The sequence below is a fragment of the Clostridium tunisiense TJ genome (assembly GCF_000300195.1).
In the GTDB taxonomy this organism is placed as follows: Bacteria; Bacillota; Clostridia; order Clostridiales; family Clostridiaceae; genus Clostridium_J; species Clostridium_J tunisiense.
Map to the genome: position 1 here is coordinate 139,879 of NZ_AMQH01000011.1, position 18,093 is coordinate 157,971.

16 protein-coding genes and 1 pseudogene are annotated in these 18,093 nt (G+C 32.9%); 1 reads left to right on the forward strand and 16 read right to left on the reverse strand.

From position 1 onward, the window contains the following. Positions 1-25: 25 nt before the first annotated feature. The 15 genes and pseudogenes from C661_RS0110660 to C661_RS0110730 form a co-directional block, all read right to left on the reverse strand. Positions 26-343, reverse strand: coding sequence for a hypothetical protein (locus C661_RS0110660; protein ID WP_017415301.1), 318 nt, complete (start codon positions 341-343; stop codon positions 26-28). 81 nt (positions 344-424) lie between these two features. Then, the gene (locus C661_RS0110665; protein WP_017415302.1) at positions 425-1,309 is read right to left on the reverse strand and encodes a pentapeptide repeat-containing protein; all 885 of its coding nucleotides are present in this window, start codon (positions 1,307-1,309) and stop codon (positions 425-427) included. Positions 1,310-1,630: 321 nt separating this feature from the next. Then, positions 1,631-1,939: a nucleoside triphosphate pyrophosphohydrolase family protein gene (locus C661_RS21725; RefSeq protein WP_017415303.1), complete on the reverse strand. Its 309-nt coding sequence runs from the start codon at positions 1,937-1,939 to the stop codon at positions 1,631-1,633. Between the two features lie 175 nt (positions 1,940-2,114). Beyond that, on the reverse strand, positions 2,115-2,834 hold the full coding sequence (locus C661_RS22760; RefSeq protein WP_017415304.1) for a MerR family transcriptional regulator: 720 nt from the start codon (positions 2,832-2,834) through the stop codon (positions 2,115-2,117). Between the two features lie 97 nt (positions 2,835-2,931). Next, positions 2,932-3,318, reverse strand: a complete 387-nt coding sequence (locus C661_RS0110680) for a hypothetical protein (protein WP_017415305.1) — start codon at positions 3,316-3,318, stop codon at positions 2,932-2,934. Positions 3,319-3,759: 441 nt separating this feature from the next. Beyond that, the gene (locus C661_RS21735) at positions 3,760-5,574 is read right to left on the reverse strand and encodes an ABC transporter ATP-binding protein (RefSeq protein ID WP_500681103.1); all 1,815 of its coding nucleotides are present in this window, start codon (positions 5,572-5,574) and stop codon (positions 3,760-3,762) included. Positions 5,575-7,061: 1,487 nt separating this feature from the next. Continuing rightward, entirely contained in the window at positions 7,062-8,789 is a 1,728-nt protein-coding gene (locus C661_RS0110690) for an ABC transporter ATP-binding protein (RefSeq protein WP_017415307.1), read from the reverse strand. A gap of 205 nt (positions 8,790-8,994) precedes the next feature. Continuing rightward, entirely contained in the window at positions 8,995-9,456 is a 462-nt protein-coding gene (locus C661_RS0110695; RefSeq protein ID WP_017415308.1) for a MarR family winged helix-turn-helix transcriptional regulator, read from the reverse strand. Between the two features lie 521 nt (positions 9,457-9,977). Then, a complete protein-coding gene (nagB, locus tag C661_RS0110700) occupies positions 9,978-10,703 on the reverse strand; it encodes a glucosamine-6-phosphate deaminase (protein WP_017415309.1) in 726 nt (241 codons plus the stop codon). A 134-nt stretch (positions 10,704-10,837) separates the two neighbouring features. Then, complete coding sequence (locus C661_RS0110705) at positions 10,838-11,710, reverse strand: hypothetical protein (RefSeq protein WP_439328876.1); 873 nt, start codon at positions 11,708-11,710, stop codon at positions 10,838-10,840. 12 nt (positions 11,711-11,722) lie between these two features. Beyond that, on the reverse strand, positions 11,723-11,962 hold the full coding sequence (locus C661_RS0110710) for a hypothetical protein (RefSeq protein ID WP_017415311.1): 240 nt from the start codon (positions 11,960-11,962) through the stop codon (positions 11,723-11,725). A gap of 98 nt (positions 11,963-12,060) precedes the next feature. Next, positions 12,061-13,167 (reverse strand): phosphotransferase enzyme family protein, encoded by a 1,107-nt coding sequence (locus C661_RS0110715; protein WP_017415312.1) that lies wholly within the window; start codon positions 13,165-13,167, stop codon positions 12,061-12,063. After that, entirely contained in the window at positions 13,160-14,089 is a 930-nt protein-coding gene (locus tag C661_RS0110720; RefSeq protein ID WP_017415313.1) for a sugar phosphate nucleotidyltransferase, read from the reverse strand. Before C661_RS0110720 ends, C661_RS0110715 begins: the two co-directional genes overlap by 8 nt. Before the next feature lie 71 nt (positions 14,090-14,160). Further along, a pseudogene (locus tag C661_RS23130) lies at positions 14,161-14,286 on the reverse strand (NAD-dependent epimerase/dehydratase family protein); the annotation flags it as partial. 209 nt (positions 14,287-14,495) lie between these two features. Next, entirely contained in the window at positions 14,496-15,677 is a 1,182-nt protein-coding gene (locus tag C661_RS0110730; RefSeq protein WP_017415315.1) for a Gfo/Idh/MocA family protein, read from the reverse strand. A gap of 204 nt (positions 15,678-15,881) precedes the next feature. Between C661_RS0110730 and C661_RS0110735 the strand changes: the two genes are divergently transcribed. After that, complete coding sequence (locus C661_RS0110735; protein ID WP_017415316.1) at positions 15,882-16,781, forward strand: AraC family transcriptional regulator; 900 nt, start codon at positions 15,882-15,884, stop codon at positions 16,779-16,781. An 18-nt stretch (positions 16,782-16,799) separates the two neighbouring features. On the opposite strand, the gene C661_RS0110740 is transcribed toward C661_RS0110735, so the two are convergent. Beyond that, complete coding sequence (locus C661_RS0110740; RefSeq protein ID WP_017415317.1) at positions 16,800-17,975, reverse strand: Gfo/Idh/MocA family protein; 1,176 nt, start codon at positions 17,973-17,975, stop codon at positions 16,800-16,802. Positions 17,976-18,093 lie beyond the last annotated feature (118 nt).

The following is an 18,093-nucleotide window of genomic DNA, read 5'->3' on the forward strand; positions in this document are numbered from 1 at the left end:
AATTAGAGCCTTACAAAACTTCTTACTAAATCATAGTACGAAGATAAAAATATATAGTTAAGCACACAATTGCTAAAACAATCATTATCACTTTATTTTTCTTTCCTATTATCATATCTATAAATAGCACCAAAGCAAATAAAAGCCATATGTTTTCAATAAAAAATAGTGCTAACAGCGTAATAATAGAAATTTTAAATATAGGAATCAGCAAAGCTAAAATTAGGGATACTACAAAAACTGTTACTAGAAAAGTGAGCCTTGCTTTAAGTGAAAACTGTTTAATGTATGAAAAAGCTAAAAAGCAAACTATGATACATAAGAATATCCATTGGATAATCATTTTAACTCCTCCCTTAAGTTAATGAAAAAATGAGAAAACTCATGAGTGAATCTGTGAATGTTCTCATTTTTATAAAACATTTTATTTTTTCCAGTGTGTTGGCACCAAAAGAGCCTCTGGTAATTTTGTAGTTAAATCACCTTTTGCACTATTAATTTGTCCTTGAGTTAAAAATATACAATTAGTTAGGTTTGCTCCTCGTAAATCTGCGTCTCTTAGATCTGCACCTATAAGGTCAGCACCTGTTAAATCTGTTGCTCTTAGGTTTGCAGCAATTAAAAAGGCTCCACTTAAATCTTGACCTCTTAAGTCCTTTTTTCTAAGATCTGCTCCCATAAGATTTAATCCTCCACCAAAAGCCTTTTTACGCCCAAGAGTACTATTATTGCTTCCTCCAGCTTTTTTTCTCACCATTTGGCTGGTTTCCTTTAGCAGTGAATTAACTGCCATTCGATGTTGAACCATATCTAAAGCTAAAAGCTTTTCTGCACTAAGATTAGTTAATTCTTCTGTTTTACTTATAATATCCCTAAGTTTCTCTTGAATCACATGATTTTCCTGAAATTTAAGTCCATCCATTAGATACCAAAGCATTTCATGAAGCTGTCTTTGTATTAGGAATACCTGAAACATCTCATCTGCAGACTTTGGACTTTTTCTCCAATGTTCTCCCTTATAGGTTACTTGAGCAACTTTTTGACCTGCTCCAAAGCAATCATAGGCTGTGCAACCCTTTAATCCCTTCTGTGTTAGCTCTTTATGAACCTTACATTGAAAGTTCTGTTGTAGATTTATACATGGTTTTCCAGCATCTTTATTTTCAGGAAAGCCTTCAGAAGATGAAAAATATAAAGCTACGCAACAAAGTCCAAAGCACTTTTCACAATCTACTCTTAAACTATCACGATTAAAATCAAAAGAAACTCTTTGCATATTACTATTTATATTATTATCTAAAGATTTCATAGTTTTTACACCTCATTTTTTAACAGTTCATTAGCACCTGAAAATAAATAATAAGTCAAAGATGTTAAGGATATTTTGAGTTATACTTATTTATATCTTGAAGATGCCTTAGCTTTTTAATCTAATATTATCATTTGAATTAGACTAGTTCAACTTCATACTTGTTATTTAATCATTTATATTCTTTTGTTAAGATTAACTTTCCTATGTTTAAACTGTTACCTTACATGCACTTGTTTAAGTAAAAAAATTTAAATTTGCTGTATAATAAATAAGATGGACCATTTAAAATAGTCCACCTACATTATAAATATAACTCAACTAATCAATAAGATTTTCATCTTTCATTCTCTTTAGTGATTCATTCATCGACTTTTCTAATTCCTCCTCAGCTGAGTAGTACACTGCTATTTGCATTAAAGCCACCATCGCTTGTCTTATCTCTCCAGCTAAAGCAGCCTTACTTGGTTCACCGTGCTTTAATCTTTTTACACCACTAGCTTCAAAGTGATTAACTTCACTTGCAACCTCACCACACTCTTCTAATAGTCTTGTAACCATCTGAAAAGGCTCTACTCCTTCAGGAAAACGCTTGAAGCTTCCCTCCACCATTTTATAAAATCTCTTCATTTCCTCTCCCCCGAATCTTTATTAGTATTTTACTAAATATAAAGTAAATCCCCATTTATATTCTTTTCTTTACCAACAATTATAAATTACCTTTTTCAATAGCACACCGACTAACAAGCTTCTTTTGTTTTCACTTCAAAGGTCTCATCCTAGAATGTTGCATAATCAGTAATACTTAATCTACATAAGTTTCTTTAAACCAGCCTTTATGCTTACAATTAGGGCACTTAAGGTATTTTCCATTTTTACCGCCATTTAGTGAAAACATATCCCTCCAAAAGCTAATTGAAAACTTACTTTCACATTTTGGACAAACATAAGAATTAACCTTACTATGATAATAAATTAAACCAAATAATAGTACTATTGTTATTACTATCATAATAACTGGAGTAATCCCACCAATTGATATTGCTGCTGGAAATCCAGTAAAAAGTAAGAGTAAATAACATGCTAAAAATATATAGGTCATTACATCAGTTTTTTTGTGGAGATTTTTCTTTGATACTAATGTATCCATTTCTTTTATGCTCCTAACTTTTACTTTTCCTGTTTCCCTAAATTCTTCTGAAATCACACTTAGTTGTTTTCTTGTTTTTTCTAATGACAAAATTTCCTTATCAATCTTAGTTAGTTGATTTGTAATTATTTCATCTAAAAGACTATAACTATTTTCTGAATTCATAACCTCTTTTATTTCTCCTAAGGAAAAGCCTAGTGCTTTATAAAGGCAAATACATCGAAACTTTCTTAGGTCTTCTTCAGAATATATTCTTCTTCCACCTTCGCTTAGCTCAGAAGGACTTAGTATTCCTTCCTTATCATAATACTGCACAGTTCTAACACTAACATTGCATAATTTTGCAATGTCCCCTGTTGAAAATGTTTCCTTCATATCTATCACCTCAACTTAAATTTACCATATTACGCCGCGTAACAAGCAACACCTTACCTAAGGTGATTTTTTAATTTTCATAATATAAGATCACTAACTACCTTTTTCTTTTAATAAATTCATCTATAAGTTTAATATCTTTCATGTCTTTTTCTCTGCCTAGTTCAGCTTTTTGTTTTTTAATACTTTCCAAAGTCCCAACTGGTAGTCCCTCAATAAATTCTATTTTTTCCACAAACCAATTCTCTAGGATTTCTATATTGTCATTTACTTCAACAATTCTAGAATTATCTTCTACTACTTTGCACTTACAGCCCTTTTTTAAAAAAGCTTCCACTAATTCTGTAGTACACCCTAAGTCAATGTCTCTTGTAGTATCTTTAACTCCATGAATTACTAATGCAGCACCAGAGGTTATCCAATACTGATTTAATGGCAAATTCATTTCTTTGAGAATTTTAATTATATCTTCTTTGTATAACATTCTTTTTCTCCTCCGAACTTTTATTTGAACATTTGAATACACCAAGTTTTATAATCGTGATTCTTATACAATCGCATAGCACAAATGTTAATTTCTCATTTCCCTAAATAACTATTTTCAATTTTTCATACAAAAATAAAACCTACAATATTTTTTATTCTTGTATATTCTACACTATTACTTCATTTCCTTTAAAAGACTTAATAACTTCATCTATACATAACAAGATTCCGTGTGCAAAAATAAAAACTGCTGACAATCAATCTATCAGCAGTTTCTATACATTATTTTAACTATATCTATAGGATTATTTTTTAATAATGAACAAGTTCATTTTGTTAACAACTTTGGAAGCAGATTTTCAGTGATACCAAAGCAACTTATCTAGACTGAGCAATTGCCACTTTAGAAGATGGTAGACTTGAAGCTTCCAAAATGTTGTTAAACAGCATCTTCTCCAGCAAATTGGCTGTTGTAAAGATCAGCATAGAAGCCACCTTGATTTAATAACTCTTTATGATTTCCCATTTCAATGATTGTTCCCTTATTCATAACTAAAATAAGTTCTGCATCACGAATAGTAGAAAGTCTGTGAGCAATTACAAAACTAGTTCTGCCCTGCATTAAGTTAGCCATAGCTTTTTGAATTAATACTTCTGTTCTTGTATCAACGCTACTTGTAGCTTCATCAAGTATTAATATTGCTGGGTCTGCAAGGATTGCACGAGCTATAGTTAAAAGCTGTTTTTGTCCTTGAGAAATATTAGTTCCTTCTTCATTAAGCACTGTGTCATAGCCCTGTGGAAGAGTTCTTATGAAATGATCTGCATGGGCTGCTTTGGCTGCCATTACAACTTCATCCATAGTAGCGCCTTCTTTTCCATAAGCTATATTCTCTTTAATTGTTCCATTGTATAGCCAAGTATCTTGAAGCACCATACCAAACATTTTACGAAGTTCACTACGCTTAATATTAGTTATGTCAACTCCATCAATACTTATCTTACCAGAATTAATTTCATAGAATCTCATTAACAGATTTACAAGTGTGGTTTTACCTGCACCAGTTGGTCCAACTATGGCAATAGTGTCTCCTTGATTAACCTGTAAATTCATATCCTCAATTAGTGGTTCATCTTCTTTGTATCTAAAGGCCACCTGTTCAAAGGATACTTCCCCTCTTGGATTTTCAAGAACCACAGCATCACTGCTGTCTGGAATTTCCTCTTCCTCATCAAGGATTTGGAATACACGTTCAGCACAAGCTACTGTTGATTGAATAACGTTAGCTATATTTGCAGTTTGAACAATTGGCATTGTGAAAGATCTTGAGTATTGAATAAATGCAAGGATATCACCGATTCCAAGAATACTCTTAGTAATCCACATTCCCCCTACAATACTTATTCCCACATAACCTAAGTTACTGATAAAGTTCATTAACGGGAACATAATACCAGAAACAAACTGTGCTTTCCAACCTGTATCCATAAGTCTGTTGTTTATTGCTTCAAATTCTTCTATAGAATCTTTTTCATGTCCAAAAGCTTTAACAATTTTGTGTCCAGTGTACATTTCCTCTACGTGTCCACTTAAAAGTCCAATTTCCTTTTGCTGAACCGCAAAGTATTTTTGTGATTTCTTCGCAATAAGAGCAGTAGCTATTACATATAGTGGTAAAGTTGCTATTACAATTAGTGTAAGTATTGGACTTATTGTAAGCATCATAATGATATATCCAACTATAGTTATAACCGCTGTAATTATCTGTGTTAAGCTTTGCTGAAGTGTTGTTGCTATGGTATCAACATCATTAGTAACACGACTTAGTATATCTCCATGAGCATGCATATCAAAATACTTGAGTGGTAGTCTTGAAAGCTTCTCATCTACTTGTCTTCTTAAGTCACGAACGGTTTTTTGAGAAACTCCTGACATTACAAGTCCCATAACTAAACTAAAGATTGCACTGATTATATACATACCTATTAGGATTAAAGCAATGTGACCAATATATACAAAATCATACTCTCCATTAGTTTCTCTTATAGCACTAATTACTGAGTTTACTTGTTCATCAGTAAATTTAATGTTATCCTCTGGATTTGCTGGAGCATCCTCCATAGTGCCTTGCATTTTCTTTCCTAAATCCATTATTTTTCTTGCTACATCTGCTTTTTCATCTGCATTGGTTAATGTATCAAGCTTTGGAAGGCCAAGGAATTCTTGAAGTGATTTTATACCTTCAGCATCCATTTTTGTTTCTGAACTATCATTTTCAGTATCACTTCCCATATCTGGCATGTTACTAAATATAGTAAGCATTTGGTTTAATACCTTAGTTTTTTCCTCTGGATCAGTGATAGTATCAATCATCGGAAGGTTTAATAAATCTTGAACATTCTTAAGCTGCTCAGGAGTCATACTTTCTTCACTAGCTCCACTATCTTCATTCATCTTTGGCATCTTACTAAATATATCTACTAGTTTACTTACTGTAGCTGTTTTTTCAGCCTCATCAGTAATACTCTTTATATCTGGTAGCGCTAATAAATCCTGAATAGTTTGCATATCCTCTGGCTTAATTTTGCTCTCTGTATCTGCATTACCGCTAGACATTGCAGGCATATTTTTAAATATATCCACAAGCTGAATTAAATTATCACGTTTTTCCTTTGGATCTTGAATATCCTTAACAATTGGAAGTTTTAATAATTTTTCCATAGAAGTCTTTGCACTTTTATCCATAGCTCCTGTTGAAGTTGAATTTGAACTAGTGCTAAAGTCTTTTATTTCTGGAATCTTAGCTAATGCCTTATCCATGGTTGCAGCATCAACCTGCATAGAGGAACTTTGTCCCCCAGGCATAGTTTTTGCCATATTCATAAACTTTTTAATTATATTAACCTTTTGTTTTGAATCACTAACACTATTAAGCATAGGTAGCTTTAACAACTCTTTTGTGCTTGCTAAAGAACTCTTATCTATTTTTCCATCAGCTGGCATTGCCTCTAAAACATCAATAAATTGAAGAGTTATTTTAACTTTTTCTTGTCTACTTCCTTGAGCTTCAATCATCGGAAGCTTCATTAGGTTCTGCATAGCTTCAAGAGTTTTAGGGTCCACTTGCTGTGGCTGAGTTTGAGGTGCTTGAGCTCCACCTTGTTGCATTTGCTGCATCTGTTGCTGAATCTGAGCCACTAACCCCTTTTGAACTGTTCCCATTTGAGCAGTTATTTTATCTACTGCTGTTACTTGTCCGCTAGCTACTCCTTGGTGTAGTTGTATAGCAATTCCCTTATAAATTTCATCTACTGCTTTAACTTGTGCCTCTGCCATGCTTGTTGTTATAGAATCCACAGCCTTAGTTTGACCTTCAGCCATATTGTCCTTAATTTGGTCTACAACCTTCTTTTGAACCTCACCCATCTTATCCTTCATTTGGTCCACTGCTTCATTTTGACCCTTTGAAAGTTCACTGAGCATTTTACGTGCCATATATGCATTTTGAAGTTTGTTCATGGCTTTACTAGTAACTTTAGGTGCTACTATTGTAAAAGAAGTACTAGCAATAGCAAATATTAAAACTACAATTAAATTTATTTTATGGGGTCTTAAATATCTAATTAATCTTCTGAAAGTGCCTTTAAAATCCTTTGGCTTTTCCACAGGTCTTCCCATAGGCCCATGACCGCCTCTGCCACCTCTTGGTCCACGACTTACTTTTTTATCTTCACTCATGGCTATTTCATCTCCTCCTCTGAAAGTTGTGAGGACACAATTTCACGGTAAACATCACAATTATTTAGTAATTCTTTGTGAGTACCCATTCCCGCAATTCTTCCTTCATCTAAAACTATAATTCTATCAGCATCCATAACTGTACCAACCCTTTGAGCAACAATTATTACTGTTGATTCTAGAGTTTCTTTTTTAAGTGCAGCTCTTAGCTTTGCATCTGTCTTAAAGTCTAAAGCTGAAAAACTATCATCAAATATATATATTTCCGGTCTTCTAACTAGGGCACGTGCTATAGATAAACGTTGCTTTTGACCACCAGATACATTTGTACCACCTTGTGCAATTTCATGGTCATAACCTCCATCCATAGTAGCTATAAAATCAGCTGCTTGTGCCACCTCTGCTGCATGTCTAATTTCTTCTTCAGTAGCTTTATCATTACCAAACTTTATATTTTCAGAAATAGTTCCTGAGAATAACACAGCCTTTTGCGGTACGAAGCCTATTTTATTACGAAGATTATCCTGAGAAATCTCTCTTATATCTACTCCATCTACAAGAATGCTTCCACTATCTATATCATAAAATCTTGGAATTAAGTTCACTAAGGTTGACTTACCAGAACCTGTACTACCAATAACAGCAGTTACTTCCCCTGGCTTTGCTGCAAAGGATATATTATTAAGTGCTGGTTGTTCAGCTCCATGATAGCTAAAGGTTACATCCTTAAATTCCACATAACCCTTTCCATTAAAGTCTTCCTTTGTGTTTTCTGCATCTGTTATATCTGGTACAGTTTCTAAAACTTCATTAATTCTTACTGCTGCTGCTTGAGCACGAGGAACCATTATAAACATCATTGCAAGCATAAGCATTGACATCATTATTTGCATTGCATATTGAGTAAAGGCTGCAAGAGCACCTAGGTCCATGCTACCTTCACTTATTCTAATTCCACCAAACCAAAGAATTGCTAAAGAAGTGAAATTCATGACAAGCATTATCGAAGGCATCATGAAAGCCATAATCCTATTAACTTTAATATAGTTTTGTGTTAAATCCACATTGGCCTCATCAAAACGCACTCTTTCACGTTCAATTGTATTAAAAGCTCTTATAACTCTTATTCCTGTAAGCTTTTCCCGTAAAACCAAGTTAATTCTATCAATTTTTACTTGTACTTGCTTAAATAATGGCATCATTTTTGATGCTAGTATAGCTACAACTATTGCAAGAACAGGTATTGAAACAGCTAGTACCCAAGTAAGGGGCTTATCCTTTTTAAGGGCCATAAAAACACCGCCAGCTGCCATAATTGGCGCACTAATCATCATACGCATTATCATTACAGTAACTGTTTGAATTTGAGTAACATCATTTGTAGTTCTTGTGATAAGAGTTGCGGTTCCAAGTTTATCAAACTCATTTAAGGAAAAGCTTTCAACTCTTCTAAATATCTTACTTCTTAAAATTGTTCCAAGTCCAGTTGCAACCTTTGCTGATAATAAACTGGCGAGAATAGACGCAATAACTCCGCCTCCAGCAACTAAAAGCATGATGCCTCCAATTTGCAAAATCTTATTTGTATCTCCCTGCATAACTCCTTCATTAATTATGTCAGACATTAAAGTTGGAAGATACAAATCTCCAATTGATTGTAAAGCCACAAAAAATAATACTGCAATAACCATAGCAGTATATGGCTTTAAGTTTTTATATAACTTAATCACTGATAATCATCTCCTGACAATTAAATAACTTCTTTTTATTTACTACTTATTAATTATTTTTTTCTTCAACTTATATATTTAATTGCTTACCAATTTTAAAAATATATAGGTACTTATGGGTTAATCCCTACTAATGTTATACAAATCCAAAATGTAAACATCTTAATATTTACCTTAAATTCATATAAATCAACTCAATAATTGTTTAGTCACCTAATTTATCTAAGCTAGCCTTTGTTAAATTATCCCTCATTTGAAGAAAAAATCTACGAAGCAACACCTTCTCCTCCTCCGTAAAATTACTAAAACACTCTTCATTAAGAATTTCAAAAATGCTCTTAAGTTTCTTACACATTTCTCTGCCCTTTTCTGTGATAAAAACTCTAGAGATTCTTTGGTCTTGCTCATCCTGTTTTCTTGTAACTAGGTCTGACTTTTCCATTCTTGTTATCATAACAGTTACAGTTGCAGGCTTAATTCTAAGCTTATCTGCAAGTTCCTTCTGGCTTTGACCATCCTTATAATATAATGTAAATAACAGTGGTGGCTGTCCTGGATAAATCCCTTGTTTTTCTAACAAGTTATGAGAACGGGTAAAATGCAACTTTATTATTTGCCCAAATACATGGTATAAATTATCTGGATTAAAGCAACCCTTATCCTCCATTTATTATATTCCTCCTCTATGTATCGCATGCTAAAATTAATTAGCCGTCTAACATAATTTATAATATCATTTAGTCGACTAACAGTCAATATTAATATTATGTCCTTGTTGTTAATTGTTTTTTACTTTTTTGATTATATTTAAAGTATTTCTTATTATATATTTGTTAACTCCACTTTTTTCATAACTTTACACCCTATAAAACTGTCGTGTTTAAGATTAATACTAATACTATCTTTACTAGATATTTTTACTTTTACGCAAAAGTTAGTTATGAAAATTATTAATTCATAATAAAATTATCAAAAAAATTAAAAAAAGCCATGCATTTACACACACAGCTCTCCATAGCCACTTACTTAATACTCTCATTAGCTTTAATTTATAAATAACTTCAGCAGTTGGTTTTAACCCTGGGGTTTTTTTATAATAACAGTCTCTACCGCTACTTAATTATTTTTAAGTGGAGATTTCCTTCTTTCTTTATTTCTATAGTCACTTTAAAATATTTTAGTTAAGTTTTATAAATACTTAGCCGCCTGCTTATCAACTATTACTATTAGATTAGGATGAAGTTGAAGCACTGAAGCCGGAGTTTCGGGGGTTATTTTTCCGTATAGTGTATCATAAACTATTTGTGCCTTTTCCTCTCCAGAAGCTAATAGAAGTATTTTCTTTGAGTTCATTATTGTCTTTATCCCCATGCTTATGGCTTTCTTAGGAACACCTTTAACATCTTTAAAGAATCTAGCGTTAGCATAAATAGTATCTGTATCTAGGTTTACAAGATGGGTTATAGCTTCAAATTTAATGTCAGGTTCATTAAATCCAATATGGCCATTTCTACCTATACCAAGAAGCTGAATATCAATGCCCCCTTTTCCAATGATTTTTTTCTCATAGGCTTGGCATTCCTTTTGTATATCTTTAGTTAGGCCATTTGGTATATGGACTCTATTGTTATCAATATCTATATGATTGAATAATTTGTCTCTCATGAAATAACTATAACTATTAGGGTTATTACTATCTAAGCCATAATATTCATCTAAATTAAATGTAGTAACACTTGAAAAGCTAATAACACCTTGCTTATGTAGCTTTATAAGTTCCTCATAGGTTCCTATAGGCGTGGAACCAGTAGCTAATCCTAAAACACTTTCTGGCTTTAAAATTAGTTGACTTGCCAAAATGCTTGAAGCCTTTTTGCTTAACTCCTTATAGTCTCTAGCAATAATAACTTTCATATGATCCCTCCCCTATGATGCTCATAAGTCTTGACTTTTAAGCACTACTTTCCTTCATTAATCTTTGCCACTGTTATACAGTTTGTTACTAAATTAGCTTTCTTACATCTTCCTCATAGTAATTCTTTTTATAATTATCCATTGTTTTCTTCCATTAGTTCATCCCAATTTTTTAAGGTTTCAATTAGGGTTTCAATAGTTGGACTTTGTGCATTTCTTACATAATACCCTGAAGTAGCATTTGCAATAAATAAAGAACTTTCTAAATCTAAATGGAGAAGTAGCCCAAAACACAACCCAGCATTGAAGTTATCTCCTCCTCCAGTAGAGAGCTTTGGTTGTTTAACATAAAGGCTTGGTATTTGAACTACACTATTCCTATCCCAAGCTATAGAACTTCTTAAGGTATGGATAACTAAAGTATCTATATTTAAGTGATCAAATATCTTTCGTCCAGTAATTAATAAATCTTCTGAGGTTGTTTCATTAAATAAGGACTTAAACATTAAAATAGCCTCATTTTCATTTAAGCCTAAAACCACTTTGTAATAGTTGTTGAAATCACCGATTAGCTCCGTAGCTTTGCAAACTTCTCCTCTTTCTCTCTTAGAAAAGTCTGCAAAATCAAAGAATACTATTTGCTCTTTGCTAATCTTACTTTTCCAAAGAACTTCTCTTAAAAGCCCTTCAAGTATGTTATTGAAATTAATCATACAACTCCAGTTAACTAGTCCTATTAATTCACTTTCTTCAAAGAAATTCTTTAACTTCTCTAGCCCTAAGGTGTCCTTTATGCTATCCCAATCTACCCTATCAAGTCCCTCCACTTGGGCAAGTAATATCTTACCATCCTCAAACTCCATAGCTGTAGTATATGCTGGTTCCCCTATGCTATAAAGATTGCAATTAGAAGATAAACTCTTGAATACAGGGTTAATCTCTGGAATTCCAAGAGGGCAAATACAGTTAACCGTTACCCCCAAATTCCCAAGGGCATTGCTTGTAATAGGGGCATTGCCTCAAAGCTTAAGAAACCTTTCACTTAACTCTATCCCGCAGCTCATTCCACTTTTAGAAGTAATATGCTCTCCAAACTGTGAGATACTTGAAAAAAATTCTTTTTCGTTATTTGTTGATTTATTACGCACAACCCTAACTACTTTATCTATTGCGGAGTCAATACCTATAGTGGCCTTCTTAAGATTTTTATCTCCTTTGTATTTTTCTAAAACTTCTATAACTCCATTTCTACCCTTCATAGCAACCCCCCCTGTTTATCATGGTTTTTCTTTAACTTTTTTATGTTACTTTCGCTTAAAACTTTATTAAACTTCCCTATGCCGAACCTCTTAGTGAATCAGCTATACTTCTTTACAATAGCCTTCATTTTACTAAACTTTCCTTCCATATCCATAACCATTTTAAATTGAGTTCTTGCTCTATCTAAATTATGATCTTCCCTATGAATTTTAAAATAAGTATCACCATTTAAGTAATCGCCTAAAAATCTAATCCCACATTCTAGGGTCATGATTTTAGCCGCAAAGGGTAAATACTCTATTTCAATATCCCTTAGCGAGTGTTTAGTGCCTTCTAAAAATCCGCGAGTAAAATGCTCAAACAGTGATAAATCCATTGATACTTTAGATAAATCTCTCTCATCTTCCTCTGCAGGATTAGCTCCAGAACGAATAGAATCCCCGAAGTCATAAAGAGATAAGCCTGGCATTATGGTATCTAAATCTATTACACAAATTCCCTCACCGGTTTCATTGTCTATCATAACATTATTAAATTTTGTATCATTATGGGTAACCCTAAGTGGTAGCTTCCCTTCATTTAAAAGGTCTACCAAAATAGTGGTTTCCTTTCCTCTTTCCAATACAAACTCAATTTCCTTTTTAATATCCTTAGCTCTATTCATTTTATCCTCAGCTAAGGCCTTCAAAAATTCTTCATATCTAGCTTTAGTATTATGAAAATTTGGAATGGTTTCATGTAGCTTTTCTGCTGGAAAGTCAGAAAGTAATTGCTCAAAGTTTCCTAAAGCCTTTCCTGCATTGTAAAAATGTTGTAGGGTTTCCACTACCTGATAAGTCTTGGCTCCTTCAATAAATACATAACTTCTCCAGTAATCTCCTGATGAACTATGGTAAAAAGGTTTGTGATCAACAGTATATATCAAATTTAATGTTTCTCGATGTGGATTTCCTCCCAAAGCGTTGATTTTATTCTTTAAAAACCTGGTTACATTCTCTATATTTTCCATAAGCTTTTTAGGTTCTTTAAAAATATTTGTATTTATCCTTTGCAAAATATATCTAACAGCTTCCCCTTCATAATTATTAAAGGTTACTGCAAAAGTATCATTTATATGTCCAGAACCATAAGGCTCTACCTTAATCAAGTCACCTTCATAATTGAAGTGATTTACTATTTCTTCAAAGTTATAATTATTACTCATCTTGCTTCCCCCATAAATTTGCTGGATATATGCCCTTTTGAACTAAGTTAAAGATTGCAGTTTTTATAATCTGTCTATCTTCTTTATAAGTAACACCATACCATCGCTCCTCAGATTTAAGAACTTTTACTTTAGCCTTATTTTCATGGATCAAACTATCAATTACAGTAGGTAAAAAATATTCTGCTTTTAAGATTTCATCCTGTTTTTCCTCTAAAAAAATTATGAATTTCTTTTCTAATTCACCAAATATACTAGGTGTAAGTCCCCAAGCATTCATTGAAACTATGCTACTTTCTGGAATACTAGCCCATTTATCCTCACCTTCACGATATTTTACTCCCTCCTGAAACTTTTTTATTTCAGTTCTTTCTCTAATTTCTCTTAAACACCCTAAGTCATCAACTTCGCATAGTCCTCTAGCAACATAACCATTGTCTGAAAGAGTATTTCCTAACTTAAAACCTACCATAGCATATTGGTAGGGCTCCTTATTCTCCTTTAACCTTACAAGATAATCGTGGATGATTTTATAAGTAGTAGCTCCATAAAAATCATCTGCGTTAATTACTAAAAAGGGCGTGTCTACATAGTTCTTACAGCACATAATTGCATGAGCTGTGCCCCAAGGCTTACTTCTTCCCTGAGGTACGCTATACCCCCTTGGCAAAATATCTAAATTTTGAAATACATAAACCGTTTCGATTAAGCCTTCAATTCTTTTTCCTATACTATTCTTAAAGCTCTCTAACACTTCTTCTTTTATTATAAATATGACCTTTCCAAAGCCTGCTTTTATAGCATCATAAATTGAGTAGTCAATTATAATTTCCTCATTAGGCCCAACAGGAGTAATTTGCTTTAACCCTCCAAATCTACTCCCCATTCCTGCAGCCATAACCACTAATGTAGGTTTTATCATAACATTATTCCCCCTTTACTCCTTAACTGTCACCATAACCACTTGGATTAGCACATTGCCAGCACCTAGCATTTTAAAGTTTCTTCACTACTATTTACAAGATTATCTACCACCACTACTTCATAACCAGCTTCTAAAAGCTCTACACAAGTATGGCTTCCCACATAACCAGCTCCCCCAGTTACTAATATCTTCATTTTAAGCCCCCAATCTCATTAAAACTTAACTACTAGTAATAATAAATTCTATAGCTTTAAACTCATTTTATTTGTCTATATTAAAATTATAACTTTCAAAGGATTTTTAATATTTATCAAAATGGACTTTTAATTTGTCTAAAAAGACATTTATATTAAGTGTAATATCTTGCTAATTAATTTATTTTTGTGTTTTATATTTTATGTTTTTAGTTTATAAGTTGGTTGTCCTCACCAAATGCTATAACTTCATGGGCAACTATACCTATCTCAATAGCTTTAAGACCAGCTTCACCACCAACTTTGGGTTGCTTTTCTGTTTTTAATCCATGGATAAAGTCATCAATAATATGTTTATCCCCACCACCATGTCCCTCTGACATCTGGAGGTTTTCATAGGTTATTTTTTCTTCCCTATCATACATACTATTTCTTAACTGAATCGTAATTAAATCCTTTGCATCATCAAGCTTTAGCTTACCTTTTGTACCAATAAATATATATTCTCTATTATCCTCTGGAGTGTAATGACATTCCATGTAACTTACTTTAACTCCATTATCATAGTGTAATAGCATAAGGTGATTATCTAATACATCTACTTCTTTTCTATAAACACACTGATTTCTCCACTGATTGTAAAGTACTTCGGTATCTTTTCCATCTGGCCTTTTCCAGCTTATATTTCTATCTAATATAGCCTCACTACAATTACTTCTATCTTCACACTTTTGACACGCTAAATCATTTGGTTTATCTCCACCAAACAAGTCCTGACTGCCAAGAGCCGCAATTCTTTTAACCTTAGAATTTACTATCCAATTTATCATATCAAGGTCATGGCTCCCCTTTTGTAGAAGTAAGCCTCCTGTATTTTTCATACTTCCATGCCAATCATGAAAATACCAATCACTTCCCGCTCCCACAGAATGTATTACCCAACCGGTTTTCACCTCCCCAATTATGCCTGAATCAATCAACTCCTTCATTTTTCTGTAAGCCTTATTGTATCGTAAAACAAAACCCACAAGGAGTATCTTACCGCTTTTATCCCTTGCCTCAATTACTCTTTTACCACCCTCAATAGTTATGGCTATGGGTTTTTCTAAAAATACATTTTTTCCTGCCTGAAAGGCTGCGACTGCTTGTTCTTCATGAACATAATCAGGACTTAATATAATGACCCCTTCTATATCTTCTCTAGCAAGTAAATCCTGATAATTTGTATATTTATGCCATTGCTTATCAAATTTACTACATAATTGGTTCATACTATATTCGCTAACATCTGATAAGGCAACAACTTGAAGTTCCTCTCTTTCTAGAATTTCATTCATAAGAAACATAGCTCTCATTCCTGCCCCAATAATTCCAATCTTAAACTTTTTCATTAACACTCCTCCTTGATTTCACTAATGTAGAACTTACTAACAGCTTATCTATTTCCTTTAATCTCAGTAATAAATACTTAAAGTTTTAATTTATCAATTTTTACATGCCTTTAATTAATTTTTATTTCAACAAACAAATATTCCATATTTTACTAGACAAACCCCTTAGATTACCATTAATATAGTAATGGGGGGGATATATAAATGAATAATTATGCAGAAGAATATTATAAAACGCCCATTAATCTTGTAATTAATATAGATGAAATTGTTACTATTCATTACTTCGAATTTGCCTCTGACTATATTTTCAGAGGGGAAAAACATGATTTTTGGGAGTTTTTGTATGTAGACAAAGGTGAAGTAGAAGTAATGGCCGACACTAAAGGATACAAACTTACCCAAGGGGATATTATTTTTCATAAACCCAATGAATTCCATAGTGAATGGGCCAATGGAAAAGTAGCACCTAACCTCATGATTATGAGCTTTGAGTGCAAAAATCCAGCTATGAACTACTTCGCTAATAAAATTATGCAGATAGAAGCTTCTGAAAAAAACTTAATTGCTGAGATTGTAAAAGAAGCTCAACAGGCTTACAGCAATGCCCTAGGTGGTCACAATAAACTACTTAAGCATGAAAATCCTCTTTTTGGCTCAGAACAGCTTATTAAACTTCATCTTGAACTGCTGTTAATTAAATTAATTAGAAAAGGTAGTTTTGATCACTCTTCTAAAAGGCTCAATGAAAGCACTTTAGCAAAAATGGAAAAAAGTTTAGTGGATAATATTATTGAATATATGCGTGAGAATATATCTTCTGATTTAACCTTTGAAGCTATCTGTAGCCATTTTTCCTTAGGTAAAACTTATCTAAAGACTTTATTTAAAAATAAAACAAATCTTGGTGCTATGGCATACTTTAAAAATCTTAAGATTGATGAAGCAAAAACTCTTATAAGAGAGCAACAGCATAACTTTACTCAAATTGCTTATATGCTGGGTTATAAATCAGTCCACACCTTTTCTCGTTCCTTTAAAGAAGCTACCACCATGTCACCCTCTGAATATGCTTCTTCTGTAAAAGCAAAGGCCAACCTATAATTGGGTCGGCCTTTTAAATTACACCTGAATAATTTTTTCTTCTCTTATAGCCTTGTGAGCTAAAAGACCCGCTTCAATAGCATAATAACCTGCTTCGCCTCCTGCATTTGGTTGCTTGCCAGTTTTTAGAGCAAAAATAAAATCATCAAGAATATATTTATCTCCACCTCCATGGCCTTCTGAAGACTGGAGATTTTTATAGACAATTTCTTCTTTCCTATCATACATTCCATTTCTTATCTGAACTGTTATTGTGTCATTGGCATCATCTAACTTTATTTTCCCTTTTGTTCCAATAAAAATATATTCTCTATTATCATCAGGAGTATAGTGACATTCTAAATAACTTACCTTAACTCCATTTTCATACTCCAATAAAACTTGATGATTGTCTAATACATCTACTTCTTGCCTATAAACACATTGATTTCTCCACCTGTTATATAATATGTCAGCATTGTTTCCATTTGCAGTTTTCCATGTTATCCTATGCTCTTTTATGGCTTCAGTGCAGTTATTTCTTTCATCACATTTTTCACAAACTAGATCATTTGGTTTATCCCCTTTAAAAAAGTCCCTGCTTCCCATAGCAGCAATTCTTTTAACCTTTGAGTCCACAACCCAATTAATAATGTCAAAATCATGGCTACCCTTTTGAAGAAGTAGCCCTCCGGTATTTTCCATTAGTCCATGCCAATCATGGAAATACCAGTCACTTCCTGCGCCTACAGAGTGAAGTATCCAACCTGCCTTAACTTCTCCAATAACACCACTATCTATAATTTCTTTCATTTTCTTATATAGTTTGTTGTATCTTAAAACAAAACCAATCAAAAGTGTCTTTCCTGATTCATCTCTTTTTTTAAGAACTTTTTTAGCCCCTTCTATAGAAATTGCTATTGGCTTTTCAAGAAACACATGCTTTCCTGCCTCAAAAGCTGCAATTGCTTGTTCTTCATGGCAATAATCAGGACTAGCTATTATAACTCCTTCTATATCTTCCTGGGCTAATAAATCTTTATAGTTACCATACTCAGTCCAATTTACCTTATAATTCTCTGTAACCATATCTAGACTTTCTCTATTTATATCACATACAGCTACTACCTCAAGTTCTTCTCTCTTTAGAACTTCATTCATAAGAAACATAGTTCTCATTCCAGTTCCTATAACACCAACTTTAAATTTTTTCATTTTTATCCTCCCATCCTCATATGGATTTTCATTTTAAAATCCCCTACATTTATTTTACTTTATCTAATTTTTCATGTATTTAACAATTTGGGCTGAATATTTATTTAGATGGACAAAA